Source organism: Shewanella sp. 10N.286.45.A1, from assembly GCF_041470405.1.
Classification (GTDB): Bacteria; Pseudomonadota; Gammaproteobacteria; order Enterobacterales; family Shewanellaceae; genus Shewanella.
In genome coordinates, this window is sequence record NZ_JBFRMK010000304.1 from 1 (window position 1) to 21,533 (window position 21,533).

General features: G+C 41.0%; 21 protein-coding genes. 11 read left to right on the forward strand and 10 right to left on the reverse strand.

Features of this window, described 5'->3' with window-relative positions:
* Window positions 1-174: 174 nt before the first annotated feature.
* Window positions 175-2,103, reverse strand: coding sequence for a transglycosylase SLT domain-containing protein (locus AB4238_RS19630; protein WP_372034993.1), 1,929 nt, complete (start codon window positions 2,101-2,103; stop codon window positions 175-177).
* A 49-nt stretch (window positions 2,104-2,152) separates the two neighbouring features.
* On the reverse strand, window positions 2,153-3,646 hold the full coding sequence (gene rmuC / locus AB4238_RS19635; RefSeq protein ID WP_372034995.1) for a DNA recombination protein RmuC: 1,494 nt from the start codon (window positions 3,644-3,646) through the stop codon (window positions 2,153-2,155).
* A gap of 213 nt (window positions 3,647-3,859) precedes the next feature.
* Between rmuC and msrP the strand changes: the two genes are divergently transcribed.
* Together msrP and msrQ are read left to right on the forward strand one after the other, a co-directional pair.
* Window positions 3,860-4,879, forward strand: a complete 1,020-nt coding sequence (gene msrP, locus AB4238_RS19640) for a protein-methionine-sulfoxide reductase catalytic subunit MsrP (RefSeq protein ID WP_372034997.1) — start codon at window positions 3,860-3,862, stop codon at window positions 4,877-4,879.
* A 7-nt stretch (window positions 4,880-4,886) separates the two neighbouring features.
* A complete protein-coding gene (msrQ, locus tag AB4238_RS19645) occupies window positions 4,887-5,534 on the forward strand; it encodes a protein-methionine-sulfoxide reductase heme-binding subunit MsrQ (RefSeq protein WP_372034999.1) in 648 nt (215 codons plus the stop codon).
* 213 nt (window positions 5,535-5,747) lie between these two features.
* Here the strand turns inward: msrQ and AB4238_RS19650 are convergent, their stop codons facing one another.
* On the reverse strand, window positions 5,748-6,074 hold the full coding sequence (locus AB4238_RS19650; protein ID WP_372035001.1) for a hypothetical protein: 327 nt from the start codon (window positions 6,072-6,074) through the stop codon (window positions 5,748-5,750).
* A 188-nt stretch (window positions 6,075-6,262) separates the two neighbouring features.
* Here AB4238_RS19650 and AB4238_RS19655 point away from each other — a divergent pair, with 188 nt between their 5' ends.
* From AB4238_RS19655 to AB4238_RS19665, 3 genes are read left to right on the forward strand one after another with little or no spacing between them, the layout of a single operon-like run.
* Window positions 6,263-6,760 (forward strand): putative 4-hydroxy-4-methyl-2-oxoglutarate aldolase, encoded by a 498-nt coding sequence (locus AB4238_RS19655; RefSeq protein ID WP_372035002.1) that lies wholly within the window; start codon window positions 6,263-6,265, stop codon window positions 6,758-6,760.
* Between the two features lie 32 nt (window positions 6,761-6,792).
* A complete protein-coding gene (locus tag AB4238_RS19660; RefSeq protein ID WP_372035004.1) occupies window positions 6,793-8,610 on the forward strand; it encodes an AsmA family protein in 1,818 nt (605 codons plus the stop codon).
* Entirely contained in the window at window positions 8,610-9,149 is a 540-nt protein-coding gene (locus AB4238_RS19665) for a BsuPI-related putative proteinase inhibitor (protein ID WP_372035006.1), read from the forward strand. Before AB4238_RS19660 ends, AB4238_RS19665 begins: the two co-directional genes overlap by 1 nt.
* Before the next feature lie 98 nt (window positions 9,150-9,247).
* Here AB4238_RS19665 and sodB read toward each other — a convergent pair whose 3' ends face one another.
* Window positions 9,248-9,832 (reverse strand): superoxide dismutase [Fe], encoded by a 585-nt coding sequence (gene sodB / locus AB4238_RS19670; RefSeq protein WP_220736495.1) that lies wholly within the window; start codon window positions 9,830-9,832, stop codon window positions 9,248-9,250.
* A gap of 224 nt (window positions 9,833-10,056) precedes the next feature.
* On the opposite strand from sodB, the gene AB4238_RS19675 reads away from it, so the two are divergent.
* Window positions 10,057-10,404 (forward strand): Grx4 family monothiol glutaredoxin, encoded by a 348-nt coding sequence (locus AB4238_RS19675; protein ID WP_372035008.1) that lies wholly within the window; start codon window positions 10,057-10,059, stop codon window positions 10,402-10,404.
* Between the two features lie 123 nt (window positions 10,405-10,527).
* Here AB4238_RS19675 and AB4238_RS19680 read toward each other — a convergent pair whose 3' ends face one another.
* Entirely contained in the window at window positions 10,528-11,781 is a 1,254-nt protein-coding gene (locus AB4238_RS19680) for a uracil-xanthine permease family protein (protein ID WP_372035010.1), read from the reverse strand.
* A 174-nt stretch (window positions 11,782-11,955) separates the two neighbouring features.
* On the opposite strand from AB4238_RS19680, the gene AB4238_RS19685 reads away from it, so the two are divergent.
* Together AB4238_RS19685 and hda are read left to right on the forward strand one after the other, a co-directional pair.
* A complete protein-coding gene (locus tag AB4238_RS19685) occupies window positions 11,956-13,062 on the forward strand; it encodes a DUF2066 domain-containing protein (protein WP_372035012.1) in 1,107 nt (368 codons plus the stop codon).
* A gap of 72 nt (window positions 13,063-13,134) precedes the next feature.
* Window positions 13,135-13,845, forward strand: coding sequence for a DnaA inactivator Hda (gene hda / locus AB4238_RS19690; protein ID WP_372035014.1), 711 nt, complete (start codon window positions 13,135-13,137; stop codon window positions 13,843-13,845).
* Between the two features lie 70 nt (window positions 13,846-13,915).
* Here the strand turns inward: hda and AB4238_RS19695 are convergent, their stop codons facing one another.
* The 4 genes from AB4238_RS19695 to AB4238_RS19710 all read right to left on the reverse strand — a co-directional run bounded on the left by AB4238_RS19695 (window position 13,916) and on the right by AB4238_RS19710 (window position 18,298).
* Entirely contained in the window at window positions 13,916-15,844 is a 1,929-nt protein-coding gene (locus tag AB4238_RS19695; RefSeq protein ID WP_372035016.1) for a PKD domain-containing protein, read from the reverse strand.
* Between the two features lie 198 nt (window positions 15,845-16,042).
* A complete protein-coding gene (locus tag AB4238_RS19700; protein WP_372035018.1) occupies window positions 16,043-16,414 on the reverse strand; it encodes a DUF2069 domain-containing protein in 372 nt (123 codons plus the stop codon).
* Between the two features lie 12 nt (window positions 16,415-16,426).
* Window positions 16,427-16,777 (reverse strand): arsenate reductase (glutaredoxin), encoded by a 351-nt coding sequence (arsC, locus tag AB4238_RS19705; RefSeq protein ID WP_372035020.1) that lies wholly within the window; start codon window positions 16,775-16,777, stop codon window positions 16,427-16,429.
* A 63-nt stretch (window positions 16,778-16,840) separates the two neighbouring features.
* A complete protein-coding gene (locus tag AB4238_RS19710) occupies window positions 16,841-18,298 on the reverse strand; it encodes a M48 family metalloprotease (RefSeq protein WP_372035022.1) in 1,458 nt (485 codons plus the stop codon).
* 111 nt (window positions 18,299-18,409) lie between these two features.
* On the opposite strand from AB4238_RS19710, the gene AB4238_RS19715 reads away from it, so the two are divergent.
* Window positions 18,410-18,625, forward strand: coding sequence for a sulfurtransferase TusA family protein (locus AB4238_RS19715; protein ID WP_372035024.1), 216 nt, complete (start codon window positions 18,410-18,412; stop codon window positions 18,623-18,625).
* A gap of 92 nt (window positions 18,626-18,717) precedes the next feature.
* Window positions 18,718-19,812, forward strand: a complete 1,095-nt coding sequence (locus tag AB4238_RS19720) for an AI-2E family transporter (RefSeq protein WP_372035026.1) — start codon at window positions 18,718-18,720, stop codon at window positions 19,810-19,812.
* A gap of 46 nt (window positions 19,813-19,858) precedes the next feature.
* Here AB4238_RS19720 and AB4238_RS19725 read toward each other — a convergent pair whose 3' ends face one another.
* Window positions 19,859-20,758 carry a LysR family transcriptional regulator ArgP gene (locus tag AB4238_RS19725; RefSeq protein ID WP_372035027.1) on the reverse strand — a complete coding sequence of 300 codons (900 nt, stop codon included), beginning with the start codon at window positions 20,756-20,758 and terminating at the stop codon, window positions 19,859-19,861.
* 122 nt (window positions 20,759-20,880) lie between these two features.
* Here AB4238_RS19725 and AB4238_RS19730 point away from each other — a divergent pair, with 122 nt between their 5' ends.
* Window positions 20,881-21,492 carry a LysE/ArgO family amino acid transporter gene (locus AB4238_RS19730; protein ID WP_372035029.1) on the forward strand — a complete coding sequence of 204 codons (612 nt, stop codon included), beginning with the start codon at window positions 20,881-20,883 and terminating at the stop codon, window positions 21,490-21,492.
* Window positions 21,493-21,533 lie beyond the last annotated feature (41 nt).

Genomic DNA, 21,533 nt, shown 5'->3' on the forward strand with positions numbered 1-21,533 from the left:
AAGAATAGAAGCATTGAATCGAACCCAAAGGGCCGCGTTTCTTGGCTATTTTTACTGTGTTGTAGACTATTTGTGGAGAATAACTAAACGGCATAGCCTCCGCCTTGTCAAAATAGCCAATAAACTGCGGCAAAAACAACCGTGAAAGATCAACAGCCCCTAGTATTGAATAGTTTAATATTGAAAAATGAGCTCTTCCTTAGACATCAACTCAGGTTGTTTTTGCTGTTTTATTTGATAAATAACTCGATAACTGAGAACCGCTTGTACGTATTCTCTGGTCTCTGTATAAGGAATTGACTCAATAAAACTCATAACATCCAGTTTGGCATCACTCTTCTTGAGCCAGGATTTAACTCGATGCGGACCAGCGTTATAGGAGGCAGTTGCTAAGACTCGGTTATTGTTAAATTGTGCAAGTAAACTTGAATAGTAGGCACTGCCTAACGCGATATTAAGTTCTTCATCATAAAGACTACGTGTACCACGATAATTAAGCTTGGCCTTTTTGGCTGTTTGCTTTGCCGTGGCTGGCATCAGCTGCATATAACCTCGAGCGCCCACTCCTGATGTTGCATTTGGAAAGTAGGCACTTTCGCGCCTTGCAATAGCCCTAACTTCATCAATATCAACTTTATATTTTTGACTCGCGCTGGTAAAAGATGCTTGAGCCGCATACGGAAAGCGCATATCCATATCGTTCCAGAGCTTAGCTTGAATGCTAGCTTGAACCCCTAAGCTATGCCAATTATGCGTCACGGCGTATACACCGTAATCCCTTTGCATCTTTTTATTATGCCGAGCTAGCAACATTACCCATTCAGCGCGGGCATCAGACTGCTTGTCGATAGCCAATAGTTCAGCAACTCGCGCTAGGCCTTTGTCATTGGACAGTTGACTTTGACGTATCGCATTACTCTGTGTTGGCTGGTGTTGCACGTTATAGGGACCATCTATTAGATTAGCCGCTTTAAATCCGTAAAAATTGCGTTGCTCACTTAAGTCAGTCAGTAGTGCCAGCGCTGTTTGTTGATCTTGTTTATCATTGCTCTTTTGTAATACAACCGCTCGCCAATATGTCCAACGAGCAGTGTTTTGTTTTTCTTTAGTTAATAAGGTTATAAAGTGCTCAAACTGTTGCTGTTCATTGGTTCTCAGTGCCCAGCGTAGTCGCATTTCAATTAAGTCATCACTATCTAAAAGAGGCAGCATGGTGTCGACGAAGCTTTTTAACTCTTCAGTTTGATAAATTAGTGCCCTACGAACTAAATAACGGCTAAGTAATCGGCCTTTATAGTCGCTGAAACGATCTGCTTTTTGATACTTCGCATACAATTTCACTGCTTGTTTCAGGTCTTTCTTTGCTAAGCGCCTTAAACCTATATCGACGATAGTGGCATTTATTTTAGCTTTACCGCTGTACTTAGAGGTATTGCGCAGCCTGCGAGGGTCTTTATAAACTGATAAAAGGCGTTCAGCGGCTTGTTTATTGCGGGTGACCTTTTTTGACAGATAAGTTAATAAACCATACTGGCCTTGTTCAAAACTGAGTAACATTCTCGACCAAATTAACTCTTGAGTTTGAAAGCCTGCTTTTTTCCACTCTTTAAAAAGAGGATCACACTCTTTAGGGCGAGAGCGTCCATAAAGCCATAAGTCACCAGCGCCTTTGTAAGCCAGTTGTTTATCACCTTTCTGTAACTGTGCTCTAAAGAAATAGCATTGTAAAATTATGTTATTAGGTTGCTGTGGGCTGACGGCTAAGAAGTCGTTCCAGCGTTTTTGCTTACCACTACTGTTTAGATAACGGTAACGCGCGCTGTTATACAGTGGACTGCCTTGGAACTTGAGGAACGCGCTAGCGGCATCAGTGCCAGACAGTTTAAATATTTCATTGATATTTTTATGAAAATCCAAATAAATAGCTAATGGATAATCACCAAGCTTTTCGCGCTGTTGCAAATAAGTGTTGAGATCTTGTTTATCGAGTGATTTTTTTGCTTCGAGGTATAACTGTTGCTCAGACGTCAACGTCTGAGCTGCTATCGGGTACGATATGAATGTCGCTATTGCGAATAAAATGCCGCTTAACTGCTTATGCATCTATGAATGTCCTCTATCAATGTCCCTATTGCGAGTGTTATTGACGATATTATCGCGAGATGATTTCACCTTCAGATAAGCTTAGCGCTTTATCCAGTAACTGGGAGTCAATCTTTTTACTGGTTTCTACTCCTAACTGCTGCATCTGGTGTGCTTGGCGGATAACATTGCCTTTACCTGATGCTAGTTTATTCATCGCGTTCTGATAATTCTTGTCGGTGGATTCAATTGCACGACCTATTTTTTCCATGTCTTCTAGGTAGCCGCATAGCTTGTCGTATATTTTTCCTGCTTGTTTGGCAATCAATTGCGCATTTTGATTTTGATACTCATAGCGCCAAATATTATTAATGGTTCTGAGCGCGACCAGCAAGTTGGTTGGACTGACTAGCATGATGTTACTTTCAAGCGCAAAATTAACTAGACTTGGGTCGTGCTCCAAAGCGAGTAAGAATGCCGGTTCTAGCGGGATAAACATCAAAACGTAATCCAAACTCGTTAAGCCATGAAGCTTTTGATAATCTTTGTTGCTTAAGCCTTTAATATGAGCTCTAACTGATACAATATGCTCCTTAATTGCTTGAGCACGTATTTCTTCATCATCGCTATTAAAGTAGCGTTCATACGCAACTAGAGACATTTTGGCGTCGATAACAACATCTTTATTTTCTGGTAGGTGTACCACGACATCTGGCTTGAAACGTTTACCATCATCATTTTTTAGATCTGTTTGCGTGTCATATTCGTGACCTTCACGAAGGCCGCTCTCTTGCAACACTCGCTCTAAAATAACTTCTCCCCAGTTACCTTGCTGCTTGTTATCTCCTTTTAACGCTTTAGTTAGATTAATAGCATCCTGACTCATTTTTAGATTGAGCTCAGTTAAGGAATCTAATTGATGCTTTAATGCACTTCGTTGACTTTGCTCGTGGGCATAAGAGGATTGTACTTGAGCTCTAAATCCTTCTAATTGCTGCTTGAAAGGCGCTAAAACACTGTCTAGTTGCTGGTTATTCTGGTTTTGTAACTGTTCGCTGCGAGCTTCAAAAATTTTGGTGGCAAGATTTTCGAACTGATTATTTAAACGGATCTCTGCTTTTTCAAGTAACTCTATCTTGTCGTTCAGCGCTTGTTGTTCTGCATCGTATCGAGCCGTTATGGTGTGTTGCATCGCATTTGATTTAGAAAGCGCAAGTTGAGTTTCCATCTGCTTTCGTTGATTATCCGCTAAAGTTTGTTCGAGCTCAGCACTTCTTTCTGCTTGTGCTTGCGCTTTACCAAGAAGTTCGATGCGTTGTTCAAGTCTCTCTTGTGAAAGGCCAAGTTGCACGTCTTTTTGATGAAGTGATTCTTTTAGTTCCAAAATTTCGCCGTTTAATTCATTTTTTGTTTGCTCCATGTCATCTAATAACTGTTTTCGAACGTATTCCCATTTAACCCTTGTTTTTCGCTGATTAAAAAGAGCACCTATTAACATAGAAAGAAATGCGATTGCGACTAAGATAATGATTTCAGGTGTAGAAAAAGCGATATTTAAAGGCATGTGAGACGGCTCTTAACATGGTAAATGAAGGGGTAGAGTGGCATGCTGGCTTAAACACTGCAAGCTTAACAACGTCTTCTTAATAGTAAATGATGAAGACGTAATCAGCTGTTAATGAGATGTAAATGTTAGCTTTAAACGAAATCTTTTTAAGAGTGACGCGGTCTGACTTATTAGGTTTCCAAAATAATATATTGAAGAGGTAGGCGGCCAATGAAAATAATTAGCAAAGCTGCATGGGACAAATTTAAAGATTGCGATGTAACTCCTGAAGAGGTTTACCACGACAGGCGACGCATTCTTAAACAAATGGGGTTTGTTGGTGCCGGAGCATTACTGTCGTCTCAGGCGAATGCGGGGGTTTTTGATCTGTTTTCTAGTGACGAAGAAAAAGCCGCTTTTGCGAGGGTAGCTCTACCTCACTCAAAGCAAACTGAGTACGACCATTTGCTGTATGGCGATTTAACGCCAGAGAATAAAGTTATTTCACACAATAACTTTTACGAATTCGGAACCAGTAAAACCGATCCTGCTGAAAATTCACAGGGTCTAAAGGTTAACCCTTGGCAATTAGTCATCGAAGGGGAAGTGGATAAACCTCTTACACTTGATTATGACGACATATTAAAAATGTTGCCTTTAGAGGAACGTATTTATAACTTTAGGTGCGTTGAAGCTTGGTCTATGGTCATTCCATGGGTGGGCTTTTCTCTAAGGAGCTTATTAAATAAGGCTGGAGTAAAGAGTAACGCGACACATGTGGCTTTTGAAACTCTCTATGACCCAGACCAAATGCCAGGGCAAAGGAATCGCTATAGTGGTGGGATTAATTATCCATATGTTGAGGGGTTAACTATTGCTGAAGCGATGACTGATCTAACTTTCATGTCTGTGGGTTTATATGGAAAAACCTTACCACCGCAAAATGGAGCTCCGATCAGGTTAGTGGTGCCGTGGAAATATGGCTTTAAGAGTATTAAGTCGATAGTGCGGATTCGGGTTACTGATAAGCAGCCTAAATCTTCTTGGAACGAGTTGGCACCGAGTGAATATGGATTCTATGCCAATGTAAACCCTGCGGTAGATCATCCTAGATGGTCACAAGCTTCTGAAAGACGAATTGCAGAGGGTGGATTATTTTCAGCGAAACGGATCCCAACTCTTCCTTTTAATGGATATGAAGATTCGGTGGCTGATCTTTATCAGGGCTTAAATCTAAAAAGAAACTTTTAGGTAAAGTATGAAAAATAAGTCGTTTAGATTAACCACAAGATCTCTGTTTTGGCTCAAATGCTTAATGCATACGATAGGGTTACTGCCGATTATCTATTTAGTGCTTTTAGTATTAAATGACAAAGCGGGGGGCGACCCCGTCCAATATATTATTCACTTTACTGGTATTGGTGCCTTAAATGCTTTAGTCGTTACATTATTAATCTCGCCGATAGCCAAGCGATTTAAGCAAGGTTTATTATTACAAACAAGGCGGCTTGTTGGCCTTTATGTTTTTGCTTATGCCACTCTACACATATTGGCCTTTTTCAGCTTAGATTTGCTATTTGCATGGTCACTGTTTTTTGAAGAGGTTGTTAAACGTCCCTACATCCTTGTCGGAGCGTCGGCTTACGTTTTGTTGAGTGCGTTAGCAGTGACCTCATTTAAAAAAGTCATGCGTAAGATGGGACGACGCTGGCAGAAATTACATAATGGTGTTTATCTTATCGCAATACTGGTGCCGGTCCATTTTTACTGGTCGGTAAAATCTGAGATTATCGAGCCGATAGTGTATTTCGTCTTTATTGCTGCGTTACTTGGAGTTCGGGTCAAGAGGTTCAATTGGTGGAAGAAGCATTCGATAAAGTATTTTGCAAAGCAAGAAAGAGTGTAATTTCATATTAAATAGTCACTCTAGATATTAGAGTGGCAATTTGATGTTAATTATTAAACATAAATGATTGCAGGTATGAGGTTTAATAAGGAAGGAAACATGCACTAAGTTAGTCAAACGCTTTTGGGGTATCCGGTGATTTTACCCATGAATAGCCCTTCCGTAGGCTGTATCAATGGTGCAATATTTGACTATTAGAGGTTATTTATAGTTCTAATTTGTTGTGTTTTCTTCTTGCTGTTTCATCACTTGTAAAACTTCATCGTATGAGATATTAAACTGACGAGACAAGTTGATAATTTTAGTCTTATAAGTTTGAATGTTTTCTTGTTGTGCTAGTAATCTTTTCTCGTTTTCTACAAGTTCATTTACAGCCTCTTGTAAAATAAGTAAGCGACGTAAATTAAAATCGAGAGAATCAATATATTTAATCATTTGCGGCTTATTTCTAGCTTGCTCGAGATCGCTGCTAGTTTTCTTTTCATAACCATATTGGTCTAATGCAGCGATGGCATTTTCTAAATCAAGATTTTCTTTCATAGGAGTCCGAGGTAAGGAAGATTGATATTGAAAAATCGATATTGATTTAGATTATAGTTTGTAATCTAGAACTGTAAAAGGAAAATCATGTTTTTTAGGCTAAAAAGTCAACTATTTGCTTGGGTTTAGGCCTGCGACCTGTCAATCTAGTTGATATGATTATATGGCGTTGAAGCAAGGAGATGCTTATGCTTGATTTATTACCGGATTTGTTCGACTCATACCCGCAACATTTATCGTTGCTCCCCCCTATGTTTAAATCATTTGGTCGCGAAGATTGTTTTTGGGGAGAAGTCGTAACGGTGAAGTGTTTTAAAGATAACTCTCTAGTTAAAGATGAACTGTCAAAAAATGGCAAGGGAAAAGTACTTGTTGTTGACGGCCAAGGAGTGACAGATTGTGCACTGCTTGGCGATATGATTGCTAAAAACGCAGAAGTTAACGGTTGGCAAGGTATTATTATTTTTGGTTGTGTAAGAGATGTATCAGCCTTAAAAACCATGAAAATAGGTATACAGGCTATCGGTGTTAACCCGATTAAAACCGTTAAAAAAGGGCTTGGCGAACTTAATGTCGCGGTTGAAATCTATGGTGTCATCATTGCCCCTCATTCATATGTGTATGCTGATCTAAACGGTATCGCAATATCTAATCAAGCTTTAGATTTATCCGTGCTAAATTTATAGTATTCGCTTTTGTTATTCAGATGGAATTTGTCATGAAATTATTAAAATGGTTTTTAGTAGCAATGTTAGGTTTAGTTGCAGCGATAGTGCTGTATATCACCTTGATTTTTGATCCCAATGATTTTAAACCACAAATCGTAGAGGTTGTTAAAGAGAAGACCGGCCGTGACTTAGCGATTAATAGTGATCTGTCTTGGACTTTTTTCCCTAGTTTAGGCATTAAGTTAGGTGGGATTACACTGTCTAATCCACAAGGGTTTAAGAGTGCTGCCATGGTTTCTATTACTGAAGTCGTTGCTGAGGTGGCGTTAATGCCGTTGCTGACAAAAGAGGTCGAGATCTCTCAGCTAAACTTAGATGGGCTGACATTATCTTTAGAAACCCAAAAAGATGGTCGAAACAGCTTTGATGGATTGACCGGTGAGGCTAAGGCAAGTGAAGTTTCAAAAACGCCAGCCAATGACGCATCGAACATCAGTTTAGCTAAGTTAGATATTGGCGGGATCTCAATTACTAATACTCAGATTAGTAATTTGGACCGTCAAACAAATACCGAACAGTTACTCTCGTTAAAATCTTTGACATTAGGGCGTTTTCAATTAGATCAATTTGCACCTCTTAACTATGAATTGTCCGCCTCGTTGCCGGATCTTAATGTTACTAGCTCAGGTGAAGGGCAAATTAAAGTCTCGCAGAACTTACAACAGGTAGTGATTAACGACTTTGTTGTAACAAATCTGCTGAAAGGTAAAGGGGTACCAAATGGCGAGCTTAAGGCGAACTTAACAACGTCGCTTGAAGTGGCATTAGATAAGCAAACAATGAGCTTAGTGCTAGCAAGCTTTAGTGCTGCAGATATCGATGCATCTGGGCAGTTGGATATTGCCTATGGTAATAAGGTGCCTAATATAATGGCTAAGCTGGAGGTTGGCGATGTCGATTTAGATCGTTTTTTACCTGAACAATCGACAAAAACTCCGGAGACTAAACAAACTGATACCGCTAAGGTTGCATCCGTTGAGCCTGATTTAACTGCGATGAAGTCTGTCAACTTGGACGTCGATGTAAAAGTAAAATCGGTGAAGGTAGCTAATATGAAGACTCAGAATTGGGTCTTTAAAATGGCAATGAAACAGGGGGTTGCCACCGTTAGTCAACTGTCTGCTGCGCTTTATGGAGGCACGATTAAGGCATCTGCTAAATTAGATGGCCGCAGTAAAGTCGCTAAGTATGAGTTTGATAAGCGTTTAAAAGGGGTTGATATCCGAGCCTTGCTTATCGATGCCGCTGAGGTTGATATGCTCGATGGTACCGCAAACTTTAATGTAGCGGGAAAAGGCAGCAGTTTGCTGCCCGATAACCTTAAAAAGAATTTATTGGCCAACGGAAAGTTTGAAATAGCTGATGGAGCTATTCATGGAGTAAACATTCCACGAATGATCCGAGATGCAAAAGCTAAACTTGGCGGTGATATGTCATCTAGCGGCACAGGTGAGCAAAAAACAGATTTTACCAGTATGACTGGCTCATTTAAGGTCGCAAAAGGTGTGGTTACGAATCCCGATCTAAATATGGCATCACCACTCATTCGTCTTACTGGGGCAGGTACTGCTAATGTTATCAATGAAGCGCTTAATTATAAGCTAACGACTTCAGTTGTTGGTTCCCTTGAAGGTCAGGGCGGAAACGAACGTGATGCGCTATACGGTGTTGAGATACCTTTTGCGATAACTGGCACAATGTCTGAACCGAAATTTGCTCTTGATACAAAGGCTTTGTTAGATTCGAAGCTAAAAGACGAAACGAATAAACTGAAAGACAGTTTGTTTAAAAAATTCGGGGGTTTTTAATGTTAAGTAAAACAGCGCTAGCCATGGTGATACTCGCAGCTACTGGTTGTTCACAAAGCAATAGTAGCGTGGGTGAGGTTACTGATATGAGCGAAAAGAGCAATGCAGAAGTTGCACCACTAGTGGTCACACCCATAAAAAGTGATGCTGAAACTCGAGCTAAATTAGCTCAAAAAGGGTTATTTGAAGGCAAGCTGATCGTACAACATAATACTGGTTCTGCGATGAACGTAACGTTGCAATACACGAATAGTCAGTCCTACGGTGTACCCTTAATGTTCAATTCTGGTATGACCGCAGACCTATGGCTGTTTGACTCTACGGGTAAAAAAGTATGGGCTTGGTCAAATGAGATGATGTTTACCCAAGCATTAAGAGAAACGGTTATGCCAGCGGGTAAAATCCAGAATGTTAAGTTTCGGATTGCTGATGGTATTGCTGCGACAATTGGTAAAGGGTTCTACTTGCAGGCCATATTTTCCGGTCGGGCAACAGAATCTCAAACACCCGCAATGGCGCCGGTAATCTATAAGTTTTAAAGTTAAGTGAACTTTATTCAAACATAAAAAAAATCCGGTCTCTAATAGAGTCCGGATTTTTTGAATCTTGATAATAGCAGCGCTATTAAAATCTAAGATTAACCAGCAAAGTTTGCGTTAACAAAATCCCAGTTGATTAGCTCCCAGAAGTGAGCCATGTAATCAGGACGAACATTACGGTAATCGATGTAGTATGCATGTTCCCAAACATCTACAGTCATGATTGGTGTAACAGACTCATCAGTAAGCGGTGTCGCAGCGTTGCTAGTGTTGACGATAGCAACAGTGCCGTCTGCTTTTTTCACTAACCAAGTCCAAGCACTACCGAAGTTGTTAACTGCTGAGTCAGTGAACTGTGCTTTAAATGCATCGAAAGAACCGAATGCAGCAACGATAGCGTCAGCTACCGGGCCAGTTGCTTCACCACCACCGTTTGGTGATAGACAGTTCCAGTAGAAAGTGTGGTTCCAGATTTGAGCTGCGTTGTTGAAGATACCACCAGTAGAGGTCTTGATGATCTCTTCTAGGCTCTTCTCTGCAAGTTCAGTACCTTCAACTAGACCGTTTAGCTTAACAACGTAAGTGTTGTGATGCTTGCCGTAATGGTAGTTGATTGTTTCTTCTGAGATATGTGGCTCAAGTGCGTTTTTTGCGTAAGGTAATGCTGGTAATTCGAAAGCCATTAGTTTTCTCCGTTAACTCTTGATTGTAGTATTATGCGTTCTTGCTCACTGCGGGTCATTTTACCTAATAAACTTGTGAAGTGTATCATTGTTTATTCGAAACAGTCGATTACCTCAATCGATTAATTCTATTAGTAAATATCCATGCTAAAAGTAGGTTTTTGTTCTGGCCTATACTGGCGTACAATAGGGCAACGCAATGTTGTATAACCCAGGAACGAAAAATGGAAACAGTTGATAAAATCAAGCAGCAAATAGCCGAAAACCCAATTATTGTATATATGAAAGGCTCACCAAAGTTACCAAGCTGTGGTTTTTCATCTCAGGTCGCACAGATCATGATTAACTGTGAAGAGCAGTTTGCTTTTGTTGATATTCTTCAACATCCGGATATCCGTGCCGAGCTTCCTAAATATGCGAACTGGCCAACGTTCCCACAATTATGGATCGAAGGCGAGTTAATCGGTGGCTGCGATATCCTTACTGAGATGTTCCAAAAGGGTGAGTTAAAGACCCTTATCAAGGAAACTGCGGCAAAATACAAAACTGAAGACGAGCAAGCAGATAGCTAGTCAAAAGTTTCTATAAAAAAGCCCTGAATATCATTGATATTCAGGGCTTTTTTGTTTGAGAACACATTTAAAGCAAACTAGATACGAGTGCTGACTGTATCGCGCTAATCGTTGGCGGTCTATTTAGATTTGGTCTAAATCTTTACTAATAATCTTTTCATGAGATGCTGCATTGTCGGGTAGTACTAGGTTCATTAATATGGCAACAATGCCACATAAACTAATACCTGTTAGGCTAAATGAACCGATACCAAAAGCCATTCCACCAATACCAAAGACTAGAGTTACGCCAACAATACTTAAATTACGAGGCTCATTCATATCGACGTGATTTTTGATTAATGAGTTGAGACCTACCGCAGCAATTGAGCCGAACAGCAAGCACATTATTCCACCCATAACAGGTACTGGAATCGTTTGCATTAGTGCGCCTAACTTTCCAACAAACGCTAATAAAATGGCAGTAATAGCTGTCCATGTCATGATCACCGGATTAAATGCTTTTGTCAGTGTTACTGCGCCGGTCACTTCAGAATAAGTCGTATTTGGAGGTCCGCCAAATGCTGACGACGCAATTGTCGCGACACCATCACCGGCTAGTGTTCGATGCAGACCTGGTTTCTTGATGAAATCTTTTCCGGTTACATTCGATATCGCAAGAATATCGCCAATATGCTCTACAGCAGGAGCGATTGCGACGGGGATCATAAATAGAATTGCGTGCCAGTTAAACTCTGGTGCGACAAAATTTGGCATCGCTATCCAGCTGGCATTTGCTACAGGCGAGAAATCAACAATACCAAAAGCCAAACTTAGACCGTAACCTACTGAAATACCCGCAAGGATAGGCATCAGTTTTAGCATTCCTTTTGCAAAGATAGCGACGGCTATAGTTGTAAATAGTGAAGCTAAAGAGATAATCAATGCAGTATTTTGTTCAACTAATATTAAGCTGCCGTCTCCTGTTTTGCCGATTGCCATATTAACGGCGACTGGTGCTAAACCTAAACCAATTACAATGATAACGGGTCCAACAACCACAGGTGGTAGCAGACGTTTAATAAAGCCAGCCCCTCTGATTTTTACAACCGTTGCGAGTAATACATACACGAAACCCGCCGCCATGAGTCCCCCCATTGTTGCAGGGATCCCCCATGTTTGTACGCCATACATAATTGGCGCGATAAAGGCAAAGGAAGAGGCTAGGAAGATTGGAATTTGACGTTTGGTTATCAATTGGAAAAGAAGTGTGCCGATACCTGCAGTAAATAGTGCGACATTGGTATCTAATCCTGTTAACAAAGGCATTAATACGAGTGCACCAAATGCTACAAATAGCATCTGGGCCCCCTGTAAAGGGAGTGTAAGGTATTTCATTATTATTCTCTTATTTTAATAAACTTAACAATCATATCTTTATGAAACAAAATTTACAGCGATTTTGTTCAAACAACACTGATCTTAAGGGAGAAAACTTGGCGCTATAAAATTCCTAATTACGCCGACTGTGGTACAATTTAGTTAACTGTGTCGTTTGTTGAAGCCTATAATATGCTTAAAACTGTCTGTCGTTACATGATGATGTTGCCCTTGTTATTTTGTTTTTCAGCTGGATCTGCTGAAGTATACAACCTAGACGAAAGCCTAGTACCTGTTGACTCAAGGGCTAAAAATTTGAGAAGTCAGGCGATCAAGCAGGGCTTGAAGGAAGTTGTATTAAAAAATACAGGAACTCAGAGCGCATTAACTCACCCAGAAGTGGTGAAGCAACTAGCTAATGCTAGCGCAATGATGACACAGTATGGATACCAAGATTTGGATGGTGAGTTATTCATTAAGGTAAGTTTTGACCACAAACGTCTGATCAGTTTGTTACGTCAAGCAGGTTTACCCGTTTGGGGGAAACAACGTCCACTGACACTAGTATGGTTAGTTGAAGACATTGAGGGTGAAAGAAAGATTTTAAATGATGCTTCTACATCGGTCACTCGCACATCATTTGATACACAATCATCCAATCGTGGTGTGCCTTTATTGTTCCCGTTAATGGATCTAGATGACTCTATGCAGGTTGGGGTTAACGATATTCGTGGCCAATTTACTGCTAATGTGGCAAATGCTTCTCTCAGATATCAGGCTAATTACTTTATAATGGCAACGATCTCTCCACAAGGTGCCGTTTATCGTTATCAGATGTCACTGTATCCAAGAGAGTTAACCGCTGGCGCTAGCCAATACACTCCATCGACGAGTCATAGTGGCGAGTCTGCAAGTGTAGAGCAAGCGGTTACCGATATTACAGCAGCGGCCAGTGAGTTCTACGTAAGCCAATACGCAATTGCTGACTCGGGCGAAAAGCTGACAACAAAAATTAGCTTTACTGATGTAAGTGAAATGAAGCAACTTGTCGAAATTGAAAAGTATTTAAATCAATTAAGTGCTATCAAAACGGTCACAGTAGCGAGTATTGAAGGAATGACAGTAGAGTTTAACTTAGGCCTTTTTGGTAATGAAGAGGATTTGCATCGGTTAATGAATCTCGACCCCCGCATTGAATCTATAGCTAATGGCACAAGTGATAATATTGTGTACGCGAACTTTGGTAGCGAGACCAATACCAACAAACCGACACAGATCTACTATTGGAAGGGGCAATAACTCCCAATTTACGGGTGCGCATGCTAATATGTGCACCTAAATTGAAATACTGCGTTGTCGAGAAACTCCTGAGTGAAATCAAACTCACCATTACAATTATCGCTACCTGTTCATCTTCCAGATGATGAGACCTTTAACAGTTATTATCCAGCTGCAGGTAATGATGAACTGATCCAAAGTTTACAAGCTTGTGCTGAAGGTAGAGCCGAAGGGGCTGTGTTTATTTGGGGCCCTGAAAAATCAGGTCGAACACACTTAATGCATGCTGCATGTGCCCACGCTAACGAGCTTAGTCGAAGTAGTTTTTACATTCCACTTGGGATCCATGCCAGTATTTCTCCTGCCTTACTAGAAGGCTTAGAAAGAATTGATTTGGTGTGTATTGACGATGTGAATGCGATAGCAGGGCATCCCGTCTGGGAAGAAGCCATATTTGATCTCTATAATAGGATCTCAGAGCAAAAGACTTGTTCGTTAGTTTTGAGCGCGAGTGTCTCCCCAAGTGATACCGGCTTTGCTTTGCCGGATCTTATATCTAGAATGCAATGGGGGCTTAACTATCAGCTGCAACCGATGGCAGATGATGAAAAGTTAGCAGCATTGCAACGGCGTGCAGCAATGCGTGGGTTACAGCTTTCAGAAGACGTTGGTCGTTTCTTGTTAAATCGTTTAGCTCGAGATCTAAGGACATTGTTTGATGTTCTCGACCGTTTAGATAAAGCTTCTATGGTTCATCAACGTAAATTGACGATACCGTTTATCAAAGAGATGTTGCGCTTATAGCGGCGATTTACTAGCAACAAAAAGCCCAGTGAATACACTGGGCTTTTTGTTGGGCGGTTTTATCACCTGTTTACTCTACGGGCAACTGGTGCCTGCTACCACTTAATGTTACTGCTGGAGTATCTGCTGGAACGGTGAACGCAGCTCGATTAACGCTATTCTTCAGCGCCGGGGAAATAGCAAGGTTTTCAGACCAAGTTGCGCCTTGCGCCATAGGAATCGGTTGAGGTAAATTTTTAACGAGTGTTGTTGCATCAAGCTCTGGAAATATCTCACTAATAACAAAAGCAGCTCTATTTTGCAGCGAATCGTCGCCAACTCTGCCTCTTTGGCCCCAATCAACTGTAATGGTATCTGCTGAAACAGCTTCTGGTTTATCGGTTACACCTACATCCCTTTGAATACCGAGTCTGTGGCTCATCATTGCCTCTTCAAACAGCATCGCCGCATCTTCTCTGCGTGTTGAGAATGCGTAGTAATCAGATGCTGTATCAGTAGAAAAGAAGCCACTGATATCACTCGGCATGTATGACTTTTGTTGAGCTGTTGCCGATTCACCTCTAAAGCTGACATTTGCCAAACTCGTCATTTCAGCGCTGTTTAATGGGTATTTAGCCGTTAATTGGTCAGAAACCAGCAATTGTTGACTATTTCTTGTTTCATAATCGTCCAATAGTGTCGGTCCCTGAAGAGCATGGTGAATACTTCGGGGGAAAAAATCATTGGCGTGAGCGAGTTCGTGATAGAGCAGGGATGCTAAGTCTGGCTGCATCTCTGCGGGGGTGCGGTTAACGCGTGTACTGCGTGGGGTAACATATGAAGTATATTGGTTATTCTTTACATAGCGCCATGGCATTAGAAACTGTAATTCATTGCCAAAACCACTGCGATAATCGGGTGCTTCATTGATGGTATCTCTTTCTTCTGCAAGCAGCCATAAATCGTTCGGGTCTAGGTAGATTGCGCCTGTGGCGACCCAATAGAATGAGGGACGTACGTCGTAGCTTATAACAATCGCGGTAACAGATTGAAGCAGTGTCGCAAAGTCGCTATCCGCGTCTAAGTTATCTAGAAAATACTCGAAATTTTCTCCCATCCATTGGTGTGAAACTAACAGTCTATCTAGTATTTGTTGCTTACCGCTGTTCGATTCCTGTCCGATAAGTGGTAACTGGTCTATGGTGCAACTTTGTTCTAACTGATTGGAGTAGACGCAATCACGTAAGATCGCTTTATAAGGTGAACTACCTTGATAGCTAAATGTTCTAGCGATTGGTGAGTCGAAATATCGTGAGGTAATCGTTGCTTCTTTAGTTATAAGTATATGCACGTCATCAGAGCTTTGTTGGCCATTAATAGTTGCAGATGCTCTTAAAATAGCAAAAGTATCTTGGTCAACATTCGGCGCCGTAAATAGCGGGTTTTCTAAATTAGAAATATCGACATTAATGTCTGGGCCAGCCGCTAAGCACCAACTGATATTTTCTGGAGTTGCTGACGGTGGTGTATCAATCCTAAAACTAACGCCGCTTCCCATCGTTACTTGATGATCAACTCTTATCGCTAATTGGTTTGTTTGACCATCAATAACGTCAATTGTAGCAATAGCACTGTATGAATTATTTTCACCGGTCGCGATGAGTTCAAATTGATAACTACCACTTGTTGAAGCAGTAAAAGCGAGCATTGGGCTGTGAGTCGATTTTAATACCAATGCATCACCAGATTTTTGAGACCAGTTAAATGTGTAATTTGAGCTTTCTGCACCGTTTACAGTTGCCGCAATTACAGCTGGTTGTAATGACTGATAACTTTGCTCTATATGAAAAATTATATTAGATGAACTGGGCTCTTGTAAGAGGTTAGATTGAACTTCACATCTTACAAGTTGATCGGTAATCGGCGGGGGAATTAAATCACTATCAGCATTATCACTGCTTCCACCACATGCAGTTAGCGCGAGTATACTCAGTAAAATCAGTTGATTATTGCTTAACATTACCTGACCTCAAATTTTTATTGTTATTATTGTTTTGCTATTAATCAAATATAGCATGCAGTTTGTTTTTTCTACATATTTGTCTGCTTTTTATGGTGCGATAACAGTGACTATATTATTTAGAACAGGGAGTTAAGAAGTGAGGAGAGATTTAGTAAATAGAAAGGCTGGCAGATACCAGCCTATGGCTGTTGTTGATTACTTTTTCTTTTTTTTCAGTCCAAGCCCCAATTCGCGGCCTCTGATCCGAGCGTAAAACGGAAAACCAATCAGTAGTACACCAATTAACAAGGATTCGATAACGGCGAACGCTAAGTTGGTCTCTGTAACATAAGCTAACGTAAGGGCATGCAGCATGTATAAACACAATATAAAACTTGCCCAGGCATAAGTATAAGGTTTACCCGTTAAAATCCCTTTTAAAGGAAGCAACAACGGGATTAACCATAACAGGCTAAATATCATCGAGTATTCGCCTGATATGCCTTGCTGAATAAACCAGTAACTCAGCATAATGACTAAAAGAACATACCCAGTACGACATAATTTAAAAAGGGTGGATGACTCCATTTACTTGCTCTCTTATAAAATGGTTAAAACATTTTCTGGTGGGCGACCGATAGCAGCTTTATCGTTTGCCAATACAATAGGACGCTCGATTAATTTAGGCGTATCGGCCATCGCTTGGATTAACTGCGCGTCAGTGACATTTTTATCTGCAAGGTTTTGCTGCTTGTATTCATCCTCTTTCACTCGCATCATCTCTCTCGGGGTAACCCCAAGTTTTGCTTGAATGCTGCTGATTTCAGTGGTTGAAAGTGGCGTTTTTAAATATTCTATTATCGTAATGTCGCAGCCTTGCTCTTCAAGCAATGCTAGGGTTTGTCTGCTTTTTGAGCATCTTGGGTTATGGATAATACTTACGTTTGTCATAGTTATTGTTAACTTCTGCTAATTTTGCCAATATCATACTTTAAATGGTGATATGAGTCACATTTACTGTAATGATTCCATCGCTCTGTCTGCTTGTCTAAATTGTCTAATCCTAGCTTCTATACGAGCTAACTGCAGTGGATTCTCTTTTGACTGCTTGTAAGCGAAATTAAGCTGATCAATGGCAGTCTTATAATCGGCTGCGAGCGCTAAGGATTCAGCTTTGACAAAGTGTTCCATCGCCTTGTTGCCATTCTTTTTATAGGCTTCTGTTAGCAGAAAATATGCAAGTTGATCTTGCTTGTCGAGAAAAATCAGGTCTTCTAGTAACGGAATCGCTTTTTCAGTTTGATCATTCTCAATATAAACGTTGGCCAAGTTGGTGTTAACAACGCTTGAAGTCGGTTTTATTTTTTGCTGCTTTAATAACAGCGCGATAGCCGACTTGTAATCACCTTTTTGAGTCAATAGATCTGTTTTTGTATCAATAAAAAATAGATTGTTAGGCTCGCTAGCCAACAACTCATCGATGATCTTTTCTGATTCTTCAAATTTATCCATTCTAAAAAGAGCAAGGGCTTTACCGTACTGCGCTGCACTTTTAAATGTATAGCGATGATGTTTCAGTTGTTTCTCAAATATCGATAATACAGCGGCCTCGCTGTAGCCAGAGAACCTCACTTGGATCCGCGCTTTTGCTAATTGGAAGTCCAAATTGTCCGGAACATGCCGCAATGGATATTGCTGTGCTCTAATTCTCGCTTCAGAAATTCGAGACTCAGGCAATGGGTGAGTGAGCAACATTTGTGGTGGTTTGGTGGTAAATCTGTAGCGCGATGCCAGTTTACCAAAGAAATTTGCCGCTCCATTTGGATCAAAGCCTGCATCAACTAGAATCTGCATACCGATTCGGTCAGCTTCTTTTTCATGCATTCGGGTGTAGTTAATTTTAGCCTGTGTAGACAATGCTTGGGTTGTTGCTAGTGCTGCCATACCCGCTTGTGGTGATGCGATGGTAAGAAGAATCGCACCAAGCATGCCAGCAATTGTTGCTGTAGAGCTCTTTTGTTGTGCCTCTAAAGAGCGCGCTAAATGACGTTGAGTAACGTGAGTGATTTCGTGTCCAAGTACTGAAGCCAATTCACTTTCAGTGTCAGCATTGAGAAACAAACCAGTATGTACGCCTACGTGACCACCAAAAAATGCAAATGCATTTATCTCATCGTTACGCAGTAAGAAAAAGTAGAAAGGCGTTTTAACGCCAGTTGCATGGGCGACGAGTTTGTTACCTAGTTCTGTTAAGTACTGATTCAATACTGGATCATTGAGCATCGGTGCAGATGATCTAATCACGCGCATATACGCATCACCATACTCGGTTTCTTTTTCTAAACTGAATGTATTGACTGCCGCTGTACCTAAATCAGGAAGGTCGTTATTGGCGTAGGTAACAGGTGAGGCTGCTAAGGTAAATGCCAATGTCCCTGCAATAATAGATTTCGAAAAAGTTAATTTGCTCAAGCGGATCCTTAAATTGGGCTATGCTTTTATTGTTGTAAGGCCACAATGCTTGCTTGTGGTTTGCATTGCTTATTAGGATAATAGCCTTAGATTGTTTATAGCAAGTTGATTATGATTATTATTGATTTAACAGCCTTTCGTTGTCCATTGCCACTCGTTAAAGTTAAATTAGCTTTAAAGCAGATCGACACTGGCGAAAAACTAAGGGTTTTGCTATCAGACCCCGGTTCTAAGCAAGATGTTCCCCGTTTTTTAAAAAAAGTCGGTTATCATCACAAGATCATACAATCTAAAGAGTCAGTTTTAGCACTTGAGATCACTAAGTAAAGTGACTTTAAACTGTTTTACATTTTCGGTGTAGAACATCTTTTTTATTGGCAGTGGGTTTAAAGTACTGGCTGTCGCATTAGGGTAAATGAATGTTAACAATCTTAAGTCGTTGGTATAAAGAGCGCTTTAGTGATCCACAAGCTGTTACTTTGGTGCTCATTCTGGTTGGTTTAGCACTGGCTATCTATTTCGCAGGTGGCCTACTTGCTCCGTTACTAGTTGCGCTTGTGCTAGCTTTTCTATTGGAATGGCCTGTCGCGCAGATGGCACGCATAGGCATTAACCGTACTCCGGCCGCTTCATTAGTGTTAATCCTGTTCATTGGTTTGATGTTATTGATCAGTTTTGGTTTGATCCCAAGCCTCTGGAGGCAGGGGGTTAGTTTGATAGGGGACCTGCCAAGCATGATTGATAAAGGTTTATTTACTGCGCAGCAGTTTATAAACCAATATCCACAATTCGTTAATCCAACGCAGTTGGATACCATGGTCGCCGAACTGAAAAAAATGCTCGATACTCAGCACTTACTGGATATCGGTAAGCAGTTGCTCGGTTATTCAGCTTCACTATTAGTGCTAATGGTATACGCGATTTTGGTACCACTATTGGTGTTTTTCTTCTTAAAAGACAAAGATGAGCTACTGCGTGGTAGTAAGCGATTTTTTCCTTCTAATCGTGATTTAGCGCGCAAGGTTTGGAATGAGATGCACCAGCAGATCTTTAACTATATTCGTGGAAAGATCATCGAAATTGTTATTATCGGTGTTGTAAGTTATGCCTTTTTCGCGGTGATGGATCTAAGATATGCGGCGCTGCTTGGGGTGTTAACTGGACTGTCGGTTTTAATCCCTTACGTTGGCGCAACGCTGGTGACATTACCTATCGCATTAGTCGCATTTTTCCAGTGGGGGATCAGTTCAGAGTTTGGTTACTTGATGATTGGCTACGGTATCATTCAAGCATTGGACGGTAATTTGCTCGTACCTATTCTCTTTTCTGATGCTGTGGATCTGCATCCAGTATTTATTATCGCAGCGGTATTAGTGTTTGGAGGTCTGTGGGGCGTGTGGGGCGTTTTCTTTGCCATTCCTTTAGCATCACTCGTTAAAGCGGTTATCAACGCTTGGCCCGTTCATGGTGCTCCCGCAGAACAAGCCGTAGAAGCAGAACCTCTAGCCAAATAAGTCGGCAACCACATCGAAAAACATAAAGGGGCTGGTGCCCCTTTTTTTATTCAGGGTTAATGAGTAAGTGGCGGGCGGTGGCTGCTAATGAACGATAAACGATAGTCGTTTGTTTCGCTTTTATGTTCCAGTGTTGCCAGTAAAGCGGAACTTGCATTCTTTTACCTGGGAATATTTCGATTAAATCACCACTTTCCATTAATGGTTTTGCTTGCAGGTGCGCCACTAATCCATATCCTAAGCCCATAGTTATTGCTTCGAGAAAGCTTTCAGATGAAGGTATTTTATGCTCTCGTGTGCTGCCTTCGTTGATACCAAAATAAAAATTAAGAAACTTATCGTGAAGTTTGTCTTTAGTAGAAAAGACCACTGCTGGTGCTTTAAGTATCGAATCTGGTTGCTGTGTTAATTGGTCAAAGTACTCGTCGATAAAATCAGGGGTCGCTACACACATGTATTCCATGTTGCCAAGATATTCACTACTGCAGCCCGCCATAGGCGATTGGCTGGTGGTGACACAGCCTACAGCGTCACCACTTTTTAGCAAATGATGGGTGTAGGCTTCATCGTCAACAACGAGTTCTAATAGCCATTTGTGACGTTTAAAAACCTCGGCCAGGGCTGGTAAAAACCAAGTAGCTAAACTATCTGCATTGACAGCGATACGCACAATAGTTGGTAACGATGGGTCGTCAACATTCATTTCAGTGCGCAGTTCACTCTCAAGTAACTGTACTTGTGCATAATGCCTCAGCAGTCTCTTTCCCATATCAGTGGCATACACAGGTGTAGCGCGAACGACTAGGGCTTGGCCTACTTTGTCTTCGAGTTGTTTTATCCGTTGTGATACGGCTGACTGGCTAATGAAAAGGAGCTTAGCTGCCTTATCAAAACCGCCTTGCGATACCACTATCGATAGTGCTTTTAAATGGGCGTAATCAAACATAGGAGACTAAATGTTCAGTTATAAGTTTTGCTAATGATACATAAATTTAATTAGTTGTACTTATTTTTGTTGAAGGAATATTCTGCTCGCTAATTCTTAGTCTTTATATTTTAGGTAATTTCATGCAAACAGCATTCATTCAGGGAATGGCAATTGGTGGCAGTCTCATCATGGCCGTTGGGGCACAAAACGCATTTGTATTAAAGCAGGGCTTAAAGCAATCTCATTCATTGCCTATCGCTGCTCTGTGTTCTTTTATTGATGCCATAATGATTACTGCAGGCGTTGCTGGGCTTGGGCATCTTATACTGGCCTTTCCTCTGATCAAAGATATCGCCAGTTTTGGTGGTGCTATCTTTCTATTTATATATGGTTATGGTGCGTTGAAATCGTCTTTTTCAGAGCAAATAATGGAAGATGAGCAAGAGTTAGCCGCTGATAGTCTCAAAAAAGCAGTTATAACCACATTAGCAATCAGCTTTCTTAATCCACACTTGTATTTAGATACCGTGGTACTGCTAGGAAGCATAAGTGTGCAGTTTGAAGGCACGGCAAAGCAATGGTTTGGGGCCGGAGCTGTGTTGGCATCATTTGTATGGTTTTTTAGCTTAAGTATTGGCGCTCGCTACTTAAGTCCGATATTTCAGAAGCCTAAAGCATGGTGCTACTTGGATCGATTCATCTGCCTGACAATGTGGTCTATTGCTTTGGCTTTAATATATCCATACTTCTAAAATAATAAAAGGAGCCAACGTGGCTAATGCCGGTCAGTTAA